At 69.3% G+C, this 13,748-nt stretch carries 11 protein-coding genes; 7 read left to right on the top strand and 4 right to left on the bottom strand.

Annotated elements, in window-relative coordinates; translation table 11 throughout:
* Nucleotides 1-11: 11 nt before the first annotated feature.
* Nucleotides 12-629 (bottom strand): hypothetical protein, encoded by a 618-nt coding sequence (locus D7X30_RS42625; protein ID WP_233591382.1) that lies wholly within the window; start codon nt 627-629, stop codon nt 12-14.
* A gap of 597 nt (nt 630-1,226) precedes the next feature.
* On the bottom strand, nt 1,227-2,168 hold the full coding sequence (locus D7X30_RS05015; RefSeq protein WP_233591381.1) for an AraC family transcriptional regulator: 942 nt from the start codon (nt 2,166-2,168) through the stop codon (nt 1,227-1,229).
* Between the two features lie 118 nt (nt 2,169-2,286).
* Between D7X30_RS05015 and D7X30_RS05010 the strand changes: the two genes are divergently transcribed.
* Together D7X30_RS05010 and D7X30_RS05005 are read left to right on the top strand one after the other, a co-directional pair.
* The gene (locus D7X30_RS05010; protein WP_120561634.1) at nt 2,287-2,718 is read left to right on the top strand and encodes a nuclear transport factor 2 family protein; all 432 of its coding nucleotides are present in this window, start codon (nt 2,287-2,289) and stop codon (nt 2,716-2,718) included.
* Entirely contained in the window at nt 2,715-3,563 is an 849-nt protein-coding gene (locus tag D7X30_RS05005; RefSeq protein ID WP_120561633.1) for an NmrA family NAD(P)-binding protein, read from the top strand. The genes D7X30_RS05010 and D7X30_RS05005 overlap by 4 nt, the downstream gene beginning before the upstream one ends.
* A gap of 59 nt (nt 3,564-3,622) precedes the next feature.
* Here D7X30_RS05005 and D7X30_RS05000 read toward each other — a convergent pair whose 3' ends face one another.
* A complete protein-coding gene (locus D7X30_RS05000; protein ID WP_120561632.1) occupies nt 3,623-3,976 on the bottom strand; it encodes a hypothetical protein in 354 nt (117 codons plus the stop codon).
* A gap of 273 nt (nt 3,977-4,249) precedes the next feature.
* Nucleotides 4,250-4,723 carry a hypothetical protein gene (locus tag D7X30_RS04995; protein WP_120561631.1) on the bottom strand — a complete coding sequence of 158 codons (474 nt, stop codon included), beginning with the start codon at nt 4,721-4,723 and terminating at the stop codon, nt 4,250-4,252.
* A 98-nt stretch (nt 4,724-4,821) separates the two neighbouring features.
* Between D7X30_RS04995 and D7X30_RS04990 the strand changes: the two genes are divergently transcribed.
* From D7X30_RS04990 to D7X30_RS04970, 5 genes are all read left to right on the top strand, one after another.
* Nucleotides 4,822-5,034: a hypothetical protein gene (locus D7X30_RS04990; protein WP_120561630.1), complete on the top strand. Its 213-nt coding sequence runs from the start codon at nt 4,822-4,824 to the stop codon at nt 5,032-5,034.
* 86 nt (nt 5,035-5,120) lie between these two features.
* Nucleotides 5,121-7,004 carry a methylmalonyl-CoA mutase family protein gene (locus D7X30_RS04985; protein WP_120561629.1) on the top strand — a complete coding sequence of 628 codons (1,884 nt, stop codon included), beginning with the start codon at nt 5,121-5,123 and terminating at the stop codon, nt 7,002-7,004.
* The gene (gene scpA / locus D7X30_RS04980; RefSeq protein WP_120561628.1) at nt 7,004-9,190 is read left to right on the top strand and encodes a methylmalonyl-CoA mutase; all 2,187 of its coding nucleotides are present in this window, start codon (nt 7,004-7,006) and stop codon (nt 9,188-9,190) included. Before D7X30_RS04985 ends, scpA begins: the two co-directional genes overlap by 1 nt.
* Nucleotides 9,187-10,158, top strand: a complete 972-nt coding sequence (gene meaB / locus D7X30_RS04975) for a methylmalonyl Co-A mutase-associated GTPase MeaB (RefSeq protein WP_120561627.1) — start codon at nt 9,187-9,189, stop codon at nt 10,156-10,158. The genes scpA and meaB overlap by 4 nt, the downstream gene beginning before the upstream one ends.
* Nucleotides 10,159-10,245: 87 nt before the next feature.
* Nucleotides 10,246-13,713, top strand: a complete 3,468-nt coding sequence (locus D7X30_RS04970) for a methylmalonyl-CoA mutase family protein (protein ID WP_120561626.1) — start codon at nt 10,246-10,248, stop codon at nt 13,711-13,713.
* Nucleotides 13,714-13,748: the final 35 nt, after the last annotated feature.

Below are 13,748 nucleotides of genomic sequence, written 5' to 3'. Positions count from 1 at the left end.
ATGTAGTCGACTTACGCGTCGCCCGGATACGTGGCGCTCAGGTCCGCGGCGGAGATGTCGTAGTTCGGGTTCCAGTCGAACTCGAAGCCCGCGTTCGGCTGCTGCGTGCCCATGGCTGTCACGATGCGGCGGAAGCACGCGGCGAAGTTCGCCTGCTGGCCATTGCCGGAGTACCAGGGCATCCAATTGCCGCTGAACTCCCAGCCCAGCCGGATGATGGTGCCCTGGAGTTCGTAGGCCACCAGGTTGGTCGCCAGGTTCTTGAAGTGCTGGTCATACGCACCAGACGCGCACGCTGCGAGCGTGCCCTGCCCGCTGGGGAACATCGCCACCGAATAGTTGAAGCGCCGCCCTGGCTTCGCCTTCACCCAGGTGCGCCACGCGCCCAGTTGCCAGCCCGGGTTCTCGATGTTGCCCCACGAGTCCTTCGCCTGATGCCCCTGCCCCATCTTCACGTCGAAGCCCAGCCAGGTGGAGTACGCGTTCACCGCGTTCGGCTGCGAATACACCTCGCCCCGGTACACGCCCGTCAGCGGATCCGCCGAAGCAGTCATTCCGGCGCACAGCGTGGACACCACGGCCAGGGAGGAGGTGACGGAGAAGAACAAGCGATGGAGGCGCAAATGCATGGGGGACACTCCTGGAGTGAAATAAGACCTTCCAGACTATGCATGACTTACAGCCAGCAACTCCTGACAGCTGAAGGCAGCCCTTGCTCCTGAGCCGTCCAGACTCACTCTCCGTCAGGGGCTGTCAAGACACCATGCCAGACGCGGTGCTGACGTACTGCGACACATTGCACGGCATATTGAGTTCAATCACGAAGCAGTGCTACCCTTGCAATGACTCTCAACCTGGAGGACACATGCGTGGACTTATTTCAGCGTTGATGTTCGGGCTGCTCGTTGGCTGTGGTGGCGCGATGGAGCCCGCGACCGTGGATGACACGGCAAGCCAGACGGCGCCCGACGTCACCTCCTCGGCATTGCTTGAGTGCGAGGTGTTGGATGGCATGTCATGTCCATCTGCTGGGGCCAACCCGCGTACGTGTATTCGCCCCGGGGGTGTGGGCCATGCCTTCTGCTATTGCGACGGGGAAGGGTACGACTACTGGCGCTGCTACTACTAAAGCCAAGACCCGCGGCGCGCGCTGAAGTCTGACGCGCGGCCGCACGGGTGGTGGTGCGAGTGCGCTCCGCATGGAGCGCACTCGCTACGGATGGCTGTTACAGGTCAACACGGGGCCCGCCGGCTCCACTGTCCGTGGGCGCACGCCGATACGCTCCGGGCCCCACGCCCCAGCGGCGCTTGAAGGCCTTGCTGAAGGCGGGCCCGCTTTCGTAGCCGGCGCGCGCGGCGATGGTGTCCAGGCTGTCGGTGGACTCACGCAGCCAGCGCGCGGCGCGGATCATCCGCCAGTTGGCCAGGTAGTGCAGCGGCGTCTCTCCCACCAGCGCGTGGAAGCGCGCGGCGAACCCGGAGCGCGACACGCCCACGGACCGAGCCAGCCGCGCCACCGTCCATGGGGTGCCGGGCTGTTCATGCATCAGCGCGAGCGCGTTCCCGATGGCGGGGTCCGCCAGCGCCTTCCAGCCCGCCTGCTTTGTTCCTCCAAGTGACGTCTGGGCCCGCAGCGCGTGGACGAGCAGCACGTCCGCCAGCCGGCCCAGCACCAGCGCGCTGCCCGGCCCCGGCAGGGCGGTCTCCGCGGTGATGAGCTGCACGCTCGCGGCGAGCGAGGGCGTCCCCTGCCCCTCCTGCGTGGACAGGCGGATGATGGAGGGGAAGGCCCGCAGCAGCGGATGCGAGGGGTCCGCGCCGAACTGGAAGCAGCCGGTGATTAGCGTGGTGAGCGGCCCGGTTCCCCCCAGCCGCGTTGCGGGTGGGCGGAGCATCTGGGACGGGATGAAGTCGCTCGCGGCGGGGGTGCGGCGGCCGCCGTCATCCAGCACGTGCGCGGGCGCTCGGGGCAGCAGCACCACGTCTCCGGCGGACAGGAACACCGGCTTCGCCGTGCCCTCCACCTGGAGGCGCAGGCTTCCGCGCGCCACCACGTAGAAGGATGCGTTGGCCTTGCGGGGCATGCGCACCGCCCAGGGTGCCCCCAGCTCGAAGCGGCCGAAGAGCAGCGTCTTGAACCGCAGCGTCTCCAGCACGTCGGAGACCACATCTGTCTTTCCATCCGGAGGCATTGGACTTGGAGACAGTTCTTTTGGACGCAGTGACATGGAGCGTCCATAACGGGCGGCCTATTCCTGGTCCATCACCTCTTGCTGGAGGCCGCACATGGACCGCACTTCCCCTGACCTGGCACGGCTGATGGACGCGCACCTCGCGCTCATCGCCACGGACGTCGAGCGCTGGCTGACGCTCTTCGCGGACGACGCCGTCGTCGAGTTCCCCTATGCCCCCTCGCTCGGCGGCTCTGCCCGGCTGGAGGGCATCGAAGCCATCCGCGCCTACTTCGCGCCCATCACCAGGCACTTCCAGGGGCTCACCTTCACGAACGTCCAGCGCCACCCGAGCGTGGATCCAACGACAGGCTGGATGGAGGTGCACGGCTCCGCGACGCTGCTGCCCGGGAACATCCCCTACGAACAGGACTACGTGATGCGGATGCAGGTGCGCGACGGCCGCATCGTGCACTACCGCGAGTACTGGAACCCGCTGGCCGCGCCCCGCGGCACCTTCGAGTCCTTCACCCGGGAGCAGGCATGACGCGCATCCTCGTCATCGGAGCCGCCGGCAACACGGGCCGTCCCATCGCGCAAGGGCTCACGGCGGAGGGCTTCACGGTGCGCACCGCCACGCGCGACACGCGGCCGCCCGTCGCCGCCGCCGAACACGTGCGCTTCGACTGGGCGGATCCGTCCACGCACGAAGCCGCGCTGGAGGGCGTGGACCGGATGTATGTCCTGGCGCCCGCGCTGGTGGAGGACCCGTCCGCCCTCATGACCTCCGTCCTGAAGCGCGCGCTGGATGGCGGCGTGCGGCGGGTCGTCCTGCTCTCCGCGTCCGCCGTTCCGGAGGAGGGCCCGGGGCTGGGACAGGTACACCACTTCCTGCGCATGCACGCGCCAGAGTGGGCCGTGCTCCAGCCGTCATGGTTCATGCAGAACTTCATCAGCCCCAGCCACCACCACGCGGGCAGCATCCAACGCGACGGCGCGCTGGTGACGGCCACCGGCCAGGGACGGGTGGGCTTCGTGGATGCGGCGGACATCGCGGCGGTGGGCGTCCGGGCGCTGGCGGATGCCGTGTCCCATGACACCGCGCACGTCATCACCGGGCCCCAGGCGCTGAGCTACGACGACCTCGCGGCCATCCTGTCCCGCGTGTCGGGCCGCCCCATCCGGCACGTGCATGCGACGCCGGAGGAGGCCCAACGGCACCTTCAGGCCTCCGGCATGCCGGAGATCTACGCGCGCTTCCTCACGCTGCTCGATACGTCCATCCGGGACGGAGCGGAGAACCGCGTGACGGACACCGTGCTCCGGGTCACCAGCCGGCCCCCTCGCGACTTCGAATCATTCGCCCGAGCCCACATGAACGTCTGGCGTTGAAGCCGCACACCCAAGGGAAACACGCCACCGCCCGGGCGACGGGCGGCGGCGCGGACGGCTCAGGTGCAGTACTTCGGATAGCTGGTGTTCGGCAGGCAGACCAGCACCTGCCCACCGTTGCAGCCGCACCAGTTGGACGTGCACTGCGAATCGCTGCTGCACGCCGTCCAGTTGCCACACTGCTTCGGATACGTCGAGTTCGGCAGACACACGCGGGTCGTGCCCCCGTTGCAGCCACAGCGATTGGAGACGCAGTCCGAGTCTCCACTGCACGACGCCCAGTTGGGCTGCAGCTGCGACTCCACACTGCCCACTTCCACGTCAGACGTCGTCCCCTCCGACGGCACGTCCATGCCGCCGCACGCCAGCAACGGCAACACCAACAAGGCCAGGAACAGGCTTTGACGCTTCATCACATCGCCTCCATGCAGGGGTGACGTCCCAGCTCGCTCGGGAATGCGATTGCCGGGACGCCTGATCCCTACCAAGAGCGAAACTACGCGTCAAAGCCGCTTAATTTGATTTAATTGCATTAACCAGAGAGAAGTCCACCGACCGATGCCGGAAGTGTTGGCCTGGCATTGGCCTCATCACCCTCTGGACCTATTGCCTTTGAGAGGGTTGTGCCCTGGCAACGTGACGGCCCCTGTGCTCCGGGGCACGGCCGCGCGCCGCGCGACTTCGAATCATTCGCTCGCGCCCACCTGAGCCCCCTGCGTTGAGTCCGTGTCCGAGCGCAGGGCCTCCATGCCCACGACGCTGATGACGATGCCGGCCGTGAACACCAGGAGGGCACCGAGGATCATCATCGGCAGCTTCACCCAGAAGGGCGTGCGGTCCCACGGGCGTCCCGTCAGCAGGCCCGTGAGCCCCGCGATGACATAGGCGGCGCCCAGGAAGTACGTGGGCGCCACCAGGAGCTGTGCCCATCCGCCGTCGCCGCCAATGCGCAGCCAGACCAGGCCCCCCATGATGACGGCGCCCAGCAGCACCAGGCCCGAGCCCTTCGCCAGGGTCCACAGCGCGCGGAGCCGCACGGCGCCCGGCGTGAGGGGCGCATCGGAGCTGCCTGTCTCGGTGGAAAGCCGTTGGACCCCGTCCAGCAGGAACTGACTTCCGAGGCCCGGCTCACGTGATGGGGACTTCGTCTCGGGGCTCATGGCCCGCGAATCTATCGCCCCCCTGTCCCCACCCACCAACACCGGCCCTCCGGGCACGCCCCCTGGAGAGGGAGGTCAAAATCCGCCTGGGGGACGTGATGGCCGTGCCCGTGTACCGCTGGGTCCCACCCTCCCAGGCCTGGCGGCACCACGGCCAGGAGCGGGAGGCCCTGGCCACCTACCCGTGGGCGCGGGACCGCGAGTTCGGCGCGGGCGCGGTGAAGGTCGCGCCCATCCCCTCGGACACCCTCATCCCCTGCCAGGGCTCCCTGCACTGCATCACGAAGACGTTCCCGAAGCCGTCCCAGTGACGCATGGGGACTGCCGGGCACACTCGGGGGCGGGCGGGGCCACCAAGGCATTGCCCCGGGTAGGGCAATGCGCCTATGGGAGGGGCATGGCTGACGTGCCTCTTACCGCAGCGGACTTCCCGCCCCCTTCCGTCGAGGAGTGGCGCCGGCTGGTGGACAAGGACCTCAAGGGCAAGCCCTTCACGGTGCTCCAGTCGCCCCTAGAGGGCGGTCTGTCCCTCCAGCCCCTCTACACGCCCCAGGACGCCCCGGCGCCCTCGGAGCCGCCCGGCGTCGCACCCTACGTGCGCGGCACCCAGCCCCTGGGCCACACCGAGGGCGGATGGCTCCTGTGCCAGGAGTACGCGGGCCCGGACGTGGCCACGACCGCCGATGCGCTCCGCGACGACCTGGAGCGCGGGACGCAGGGCGTGTGGCTGCTTCTGGACGCGCCCCACGGCCTGGACGTGAAGGACGAGGCCACGCTGGCGCGGCTGCTCGCGCACGTGCCGCTGGAGCGCACGCCGGTGCACCTGGAGCCGACCGCGGACGTGCTGCGGCCCGCGTCCCTGCTGCTGGAGGTGCTGGCGAAGAAGGCCGGCGCCGCGAAGCAGGCCCTGCGCGGCAGCCTGGGCATCGACCCCATCGCGGCGCTCGCGCGTCACGGCGCCGCGAAGGTGGACGTGGCCCGCACGCTGACGGAGGCCGCGCCCATCGTCACGTCGCTGCTCAAGGACGCGCCGGGCCTGCGCGCGCTGCTCGTGTCGTCGCGTCCCTGGGCGGACGCGGGCGCCACGTCCGTGCATGAGCTGGCCTGGAGCATCGCCACCAGCGTGGAGTACCTGCGCGAGCTGGAGCGCGCGGGCGTGTCCCCGGGTGAGGCCTCGCGGTCCATGCAGTTCGCCCTGTCCGTGGGCGGCCAGTTCTTCCCGGAGATCGCCAAGCTGCGCGCGGCGCGGCTGCTCTGGTCCAAGGTCGTCGCCGCTTCGGGCGGCGCGCCGGAGTCGCAGGCCATGGCGCTGCACGCGCGCACGGCCAGCGCCACCAAGACGCGGCGCGACCCGTGGGTGAACATCCTGCGCGGCACCGCGGAGTCCTTCGCCGCCGTCGTCGCGGGCGCGGACAGCGTGAGCACCGCCCCCTTCGACGAGCCCCTGGGCACGCCTGACGAACAGAGCCGGCGCCTCGCGCGCAACACGCAGCTCATCCTGCGCGACGAGTCCAGCCTCAACCGCGTCGCGGACCCCGCGGGCGGCAGCTACTACCTGGAGCAGCTCACCGGCGAGTTCGCCCGCGCGGCCTGGACGGAGCTCCAGCGCGTCGAAGCGCTGGGCGGCATCTCCCGCGCCATCGCGCAGGGCGACGTGGCCCGCGTGCTCACGGAGACGCGCACCGCGCGCGACAAGGCCGTGCGCACGCGCAAGCTCCCCATCGTGGGCGTCAGCGAGTTCCCCCACCTCCACGAAGCCCCCGTGCAGCGCGAGGCCCGCGCCGCCGCGCCCGCGCAGGCCGAGGGCGCCGTCACCCCGCCCCAGCCCGTGCGCGTGGCGGAGGCCTTCGAGTCCCTGCGCGACGCGAGCGACCGCTACCACGCGGCGCACGGCGTCCGTCCTCGCGCCTTCATGGCCAACCTGGGCACCGTGGCGGAGCACACCGCGCGCTCCACGTGGATCGCCAACGTGCTCGCCGTGGGCGGCATCGAGCCCAACGAGCACCACGGCTTCGCGGACGCGAACGCCGCCGCGGAGCTGTTCGCCAAGGCGGGCACGACGCTCGCCGTCATCTCCGGTCCGGATGCCCTCTACCCGGAGGCCTTGCCCGCCTACGTCGCGGCCCTCAAGGCGAAGGGCGCCCGCACGGTCGCCGTCGCGGGCCGTCCCGGTGACCACGAGGCCGCCTTCCGCGCGGCCGGCGTGGATCTCTTCCTCTACGCGGGAGCGGACCTGGTCCAGCTCCTGAAGACGCTGCACACGCAACTGGGAGTGGCCTGATGCGCCCCACCGTTCCGGACTTCTCCCGCGTCGCCTTCGACGCTCCTGAAACCCAGACGCCCGCGTCCGTGCTGGAGCAGCAGCGCGCGCACGCGAGCCAGGCCACGGCCTCCGCCGAACGCTGGGACACGCCCGAGGGCATCCCGGTCAAGCCGCTCTACACCCGCGAGGACCTGGAGGGCGTGGCGCACCTGGGCTCGCTGCCGGGCCTGCCTCCGTTCGTGCGCGGCCCCTACTCCACCATGTACGTGCAGCAGCCGTGGACGGTGCGCCAGTACGCGGGCTTCTCCACGGCGGAGGCGTCCAACGCCTTCTACCGCCGCAACCTCGCGGCCGGACAGAAGGGCCTGTCCATCGCGTTCGACCTGGCCACGCACCGGGGCTACGACAGCGACCATCCGCGCGTCGCGGGTGACGTGGGCATGGCGGGCGTCGCCATCGACTCCATCAAGGACATGCGCATCCTGTTCGACCGCATCCCGCTCGATCAGATGAGCGTGTCGATGACGATGAACGGCGCCGTCCTCCCCGTGCTCGCGCTCTACGTGGTCGCGGCCGAGGAACAGGGCGTGAAGCCCGAGCAGCTCAGCGGGACCATCCAGAACGACATCCTCAAGGAGTTCATGGTCCGCAACACGTACATCTATCCGCCCGGTCCCTCGATGCGCATCATCGGGGACATCTTCAAGTTCACGGCGGAGCGGATGCCGCGCTTCAACAGCATCAGCATCAGCGGCTACCACATGCAGGAGGCCGGCGCGACGCAGGACCTGGAGCTGGGCTACACGCTCGCGGACGGCGTGGAGTACGTCCGCGCGGGCCTCGCCGCCGGCCTGGGTGTGGACGCGTTCGCCCCGCGCCTGTCGTTCTTCTGGGCCATCGGGATGAACTTCTTCATGGAGGTGGCCAAGATGCGCGCGGCCCGCCTCCTCTGGGCCCGCCTCATCAAGGGCTTCAACCCCAAGAGCGACAAGAGCCTGGCGCTGCGCACCCATTGCCAGACGTCCGGCTGGAGCCTCACCGCGCAGGACGTCTACAACAACGTCGTGCGCACCTGCGTGGAGGCCATGGCCGCGACGCAGGGCCACACCCAGAGCCTGCACACCAACTCGCTGGACGAAGCCATCGCGCTGCCCACCGACTTCAGCGCGCGCATCGCCCGCAACACGCAGCTGTACCTCCAGCTGGAGAGCGGCACCACGCGCGTCATCGACCCGTGGGGCGGCAGCTACTACGTGGAGCGCCTCACCCACGAGCTGGCCCAGAAGGCCTGGGGCCACATCCAGGAGGTGGAGGCGCTGGGCGGCATGACCAAGGCCATCGACGCGGGCCTGCCCAAGCTGCGCATCGAAGAGGCCGCCGCGCGCACCCAGGCGCGCATCGACTCCGGACGTCAGGCCATCATCGGCGTGAACAAGTACCCGCCGGAGCGCCCGGACAACATTGAAATCCTCAAGGTGGACAACTCCGCCGTGCGCGAGGCGCAGATTGCCCGCCTGCGCGAGCTGCGCGCGGAGCGCAACGCGGAGGAGGTCCGCCGCCGCCTGGACGCGCTCACCGAAGCGGGCCGGCGCAACGAGGGCAACCTGCTGGCGCTGGCCATCGACGCGGCTCGGGCGAAGGCCACCGTCGGCGAAATCAGCGACGCCCTGGAGAAGGTCTTCGGGCGCTACGAGGCCACCGTGCGCGGGGTGACAGGCGTGTATTCAGCGGAAGCGGGACAGGCGCAGGGCATCGCGGAGGCGCGGGCGAAGGCGGATGACTTCCTGGCGCGCTTCGGCCGCCGGCCGCGCATCCTCATCGCGAAGATGGGCCAGGACGGCCACGACCGCGGGCAGAAGGTCATCGCCACCGCGTTCGCGGACCTGGGCTTCGACGTGGACATCGGCCCGCTGTTCCAGACGCCGGAGGAGTCCGCGCGCCAGGCGGTGGAGAACGACGTGCACGTGGTCGGCGCGTCGTCGCTGGCCGCGGGCCACCTCACGCTGGTGCCGCAGCTCAAGCACGCCCTCAAGGCCCTGGGCCGCGAGGACATCATGGTCGTGGTGGGCGGCGTCATCCCGCCGCAGGACTACGACGCGCTTCGCGCCGCGGGCGCCGCCGCCATCTTCGGCCCGGGCACCGTCATCGCGAAAGCCGCCATCGAGCTGCTCGACAAGCTGGCCGCCGAGCAGGAGGCGGCGTGAAGCTGCTGCCCGCGGACACCTACGTGGACGGCGTGCGCGCGGGCGACAGGGCGGTGCTCGCGCGCGCCATCACCCTGGTGGAGAGCGAGCACCCGAAGCACGCCGCGCTCGCGCAGGAGGTCCTCACGCGGCTCTTGCCCCACACCGGCAGGAGCCGCCGCGTGGGCATCAGCGGCGTGCCGGGCGTGGGCAAGAGCACCTTCATCGACGCGCTGGGCATGCACCTGGTGGGCAGCGGCCACAAGGTGGCGGTGCTCGCCATCGACCCGTCCAGCAGCATCACGGGCGGCAGCATCCTGGGCGACAAGACGCGCATGTACCGGCTGGCGCGCGAAATGGCCGCGTACATCCGCCCCAGCCCCTCCAGCGGCACGCTGGGCGGCGTCGCGCGCAAGACGCGGGAGACGCTGCTGCTCTGCGAGGCCGCGGGCTTCGACGTGGTGCTGGTGGAGACGGTGGGCGTGGGCCAGTCCGAGACGGTGGTCGCGGACCTGGTGGACTTCTACCTGGTGCTGATGCTCGCGGGCGCCGGTGACGAGCTGCAGGGCATCAAGCGCGGCATCCTCGAAGTCGCGGACATGGTGGCCATCAACAAGGCGGACGGCGACAACCTGCCGCGCGCCACGCGGGCCCGCGCTGAGTACCGCGCCGCCCTGCACCTGATGCGCCCCGGCGCGGAGCCGGTGGTCACCACGTGCAGCGCCATGGAGGGAACCGGCATCGACACGCTGTGGGCCTCCGTGGTGGACGTCATCGCGAAGCGCGAGGCCTCCGGCGACCTTTCCCACCGGCGCACCCAGCAGCAGGTGGGCTGGATGTGGGCCATGGTGAACGACGGACTGCGAGCAGCCCTGCGGGCGCACCCCGAGGTGGCCGCCCTGGTGCCGGTCCTGGAGCAGGCCGTACGCGAAGGACGCGCGACGCCTACCTCCGCCGCACTGCGTGTGCTGGGGGCATTCCTGCCCTAATCGCAGGCGTGACAAGGCGCGTCGTCCATCGCGCAACGCCTGTCTCAATCGCTTGCCGGGCCTGCACCGCACTCCTAGTGTACGCCCGTGCGACACCCCCAACCGACCACCGCTCCCCAGCCGTACCGGCCCCAGCACCACGTCCGCATCGTCACGGCCGCCAGCCTCTTCGACGGACACGACGCGGCCATCAACGTGATGCGCCGCCTGATGCAGTCCTCCGGCGCGGAGATCATCCACCTGGGCCACAACCGGTCCGTGGCGGAGATCGTCGACTGCGCCATCCAGGAGGACGCCCAGGGCATCGCCCTCACGTCCTACCAGGGCGGCCACGTCGAGTACTTCAAGTACATGATTGACCTGCTGCGCGAGCGCGGCGCGAACATCAAGGTGTTCGGCGGCGGCGGCGGCACCATCCTCCCCACGGAAATCGACGAGCTGCACAAGTACGGCGTCGCGCGCATCTATTCCCCGGACGACGGCCGCGCCATGGGCCTGCAGGGGATGATCGACGACCTCATCTCCCAATGTGACTTCGAGAAGCGCCCGTCCGACTTCAAGGGCCTGCTCAAGGCCCCGCTGCCCCGCGAGCCGGAGCGCATCGCGTCGCTCATCACCATCGCGGAGAACTTCGCGGACGCGGGCGAAGAGCTGCGCACCGCGCTGAAGGACGCCGGCACGGACGCACCCCGGGTGCCCGTGCTGGGCATCACCGGCACGGGCGGCGCCGGCAAGTCCAGCCTGGTGGACGAGCTGGTGCGCCGCTTCCTGGCGGACTTCCCGGACAAGACGCTCGCGGTGCTCTCCGTGGATCCGTCCAAGCGCAAGTCCGGCGGCGCGCTGCTGGGCGACCGCATCCGCATGAACGCCATCGACAACCCGCGCGTCTACATGCGCTCGATGGCCACCCGCCAGAGCAACCTGGCCCTGTCCCGGCACGTCGCCCACTCGATTGAAGTCTGCAAGGCGGCGGGCTTCGACCTCATCGTGGTGGAGACCTCCGGCATCGGGCAGTCGGACACGGAAATCACCGAGCACTCGGACGTGGCGCTCTACGTGATGACGGCCGAGTACGGCGCGGCGACGCAGCTCGAGAAGATCGACATGCTCGACTTCGCGGACGTCATCGCCATCAACAAGTTCGACAAGCGCGGGTCGCTGGACGCGCTGCGCGACGTGAAGAAGCAGTGGAAGCGCAACCACAACGCCTTCACCCTGGCGGATGACGCGGTGCCCGTGTACGGCACCATCGCGTCGCAGTTCAACGACCCGGGGATGAACACGCTCTACCGGGCCATCATCGACGCGCTGGTGAAGAAGACGGGCGCGAAGCTGGACAGCCGCTTCCAGCTCACGCCCGGCATGAGCGAGAAGAAGTGGATCATCCCCCCGGAGCGCACGCGCTACCTGGCCGAAATCGTCGACGCCTGTGAGGACTACGACGGCTTCGTGCGCGCCCAGGCCGCCATCGCCCGGCGAATGTACCAGCTGCACGGCACCATCCAGGCCCTGCGCCAGAACGTGGGGAAGAAGAAGCTGGAGATCGTCGAGCCGAAGAGCGCGGACGACGTGGTGCAGGTGACCGAGCGCGTGGAGGGCGAGCCCGCGTACCTGGGTGACCTGGTGGCGCTGTACCAGGACCTGGAGAGCCGCCTGCACGCGGACTGCCGGCGACTGCTGGCCGAGTGGCCCGCCACGAAGAAGCGCTACGCCGCGTCCAAGTACCAGTTCCAGGTGCGCGACAAGGTCATCGAGCTGGACCTCATCAGCGAGACGCTGTCGCACCTGCGCGTGCCGAAGATTGCGTTGCCCAAGTATGAGGACTGGGGCGACATCCTGACGTGGCTCCTGCGGGAGAACGCGCCGGGCGCCTTCCCGTTCACCGCGGGCGTATTCCCGCTCAAGCGCGAGGGTGAGGACCCCGCTCGCATGTTCGCGGGCGAGGGCGGCCCGGAGCGCACCAACAAGCGCTTCCACTACGTGTCGCGCGGCCTGCCGGCGAAGCGCCTGTCCACGGCGTTCGACTCGGTGACGCTGTACGGCGAGGACCCGGACCACCGGCCGGACATCTACGGCAAGGTGGGCAACTCAGGCGTGTCCATCGCGAACGTGGACGACGCGAAGAAGCTCTACTCCGGCTTCGACCTGGCGGACCCGTCCACGTCCGTGTCCATGACCATCAACGGCCCGGCGCCCATGCTGCTGGGCTTCTTCCTCAACGCCGCGGTGGATCAGCAGTGCGAGAAGTGGATCCGCGCCAACGGCAAGGTGGACGAGGTCGAGAAGAAGATCGAAGCGCTCTACAAGGAGCGCGGTCTGCCGCGTCCGCGCTACCAGGGCGAATTGCCCCAGGGCAACGACGGGCTGGGCCTGCTGCTCCTGGGCGTGTCCGGTGACGAAGTCCTGCCGGCGGACGTCTACGCGAAGATCCGCGCGTCCACGCTCCAGGCGGTGCGCGGCACGGTGCAGGCGGACATCCTCAAGGAGGACCAGGCGCAGAACACCTGCATCTTCTCCACGGAGTTCGCCCTGCGCGTGATGGGCGACATCCAGCAGTACTTCATCGACCAGAAGGTGCGGAACTTCTACTCGGTGTCCATCTCCGGGTACCACATCGCGGAGGCCGGGGCGAACCCCATCTCCCAGCTGGCCTTCACGCTGGCGAACGGCTTCACCTTCGTCGAGTACTACCTGTCGCGCGGGATGCACATCGACGACTTCGCGCCCAACCTGTCGTTCTTCTTCTCCAACGGCATGGACCCCGAATACGCGGTGCTGGGGCGCGTGGCCCGCCGCATCTGGGCCAAGGCCATCCGGGACAAGTACGGCGGCAACGACCGGTCGCAGAAGCTGAAGTATCACATCCAGACGTCCGGCCGTTCCCTGCACGCGCAGGAGATTGCCTTCAACGACATCCGCACCACGCTGCAGGCGCTCTTGGCGCTCAACGACAACTGCAACTCGTTGCACACGAACGCCTACGACGAGGCCATCACCACGCCCACGGAGGAGAGCGTGCGGCGCGCGCTGGCCATCCAGCTGGTCATCAACAAAGAGTTCGGCCTGTCGAAGAACGAAAACCCCAACCAGGGCTCGTTCATCATCGAGGAGCTGACGGACCTGGTGGAGGCGGCGGTGCTCAACGAGTTCCGCGCCATCTCCGAGCGCGGCGGCGTGCTGGGCGCGATGGAGCGCATGTACCAGCGCTCCAAGATTCAGGAGGAGTCGCTCTACTACGAGATGCAGAAGCACGACGGGACGCTGCCCATCATCGGGGTGAACACCTTCCTGGATCCGAAGGGTTCCCCCACGGTGACGCCGCCGGAAGTCATCCGCGCGACGAAGGAGGAGAAGGACTACGCCATCACCGCGCGTGACGCCTTCTGGAAGCGCAACGCGAAGACGGCGCCCGCCGCGCTGGAGGCGGTGCGCCGCGCGGCCCTGGACAACGGCAACGTGTTCGGCGCGCTGATGGACGCCTGCAAGGTGTGCACGCTGGGCCAGCTGTCCCGCGCGCTGTACGAGGTGGGCGGCCAGTACCGGCGCAACATGTGATGCGAGCGCCGCGGTCCCGGGCAGACGTCCCGGGA

This window comes from Corallococcus sp. AB011P, from assembly GCF_003611605.1.
Lineage (GTDB): Bacteria > Myxococcota > Myxococcia > Myxococcales > Myxococcaceae > Corallococcus > Corallococcus coralloides.
The sequence above is the reverse complement of the archived record's forward strand: the minus strand, read 5'-3'. Positions and strand labels throughout refer to the sequence as shown.

Excerpts from the sequence above, each read along its gene's own strand:
- D7X30_RS04990 (WP_120561630.1), top strand. The coding sequence starts at position 4,822 with ATGGCCGTGCCCGTGTACCGCTGGGTCCCACCCTCCCAGGCCTGGCGG.
- D7X30_RS05010 (WP_120561634.1), top strand. The coding sequence starts at position 2,287 with ATGGACCGCACTTCCCCTGACCTGGCACGGCTGATGGACGCGCACCTC.
- D7X30_RS05000 (WP_120561632.1), bottom strand. The coding sequence starts at position 3,976 with ATGAAGCGTCAAAGCCTGTTCCTGGCCTTGTTGGTGTTGCCGTTGCTG.
- D7X30_RS04985 (WP_120561629.1), top strand. The coding sequence starts at position 5,121 with ATGGCTGACGTGCCTCTTACCGCAGCGGACTTCCCGCCCCCTTCCGTC.
- D7X30_RS04995 (WP_120561631.1), bottom strand. The coding sequence starts at position 4,723 with ATGAGCCCCGAGACGAAGTCCCCATCACGTGAGCCGGGCCTCGGAAGT.
- D7X30_RS05005 (WP_120561633.1), top strand. The coding sequence starts at position 2,715 with ATGACGCGCATCCTCGTCATCGGAGCCGCCGGCAACACGGGCCGTCCC.
- scpA (WP_120561628.1), top strand. The coding sequence starts at position 7,004 with ATGCGCCCCACCGTTCCGGACTTCTCCCGCGTCGCCTTCGACGCTCCT.
- D7X30_RS42625 (WP_233591382.1), bottom strand. The coding sequence starts at position 629 with ATGCATTTGCGCCTCCATCGCTTGTTCTTCTCCGTCACCTCCTCCCTG.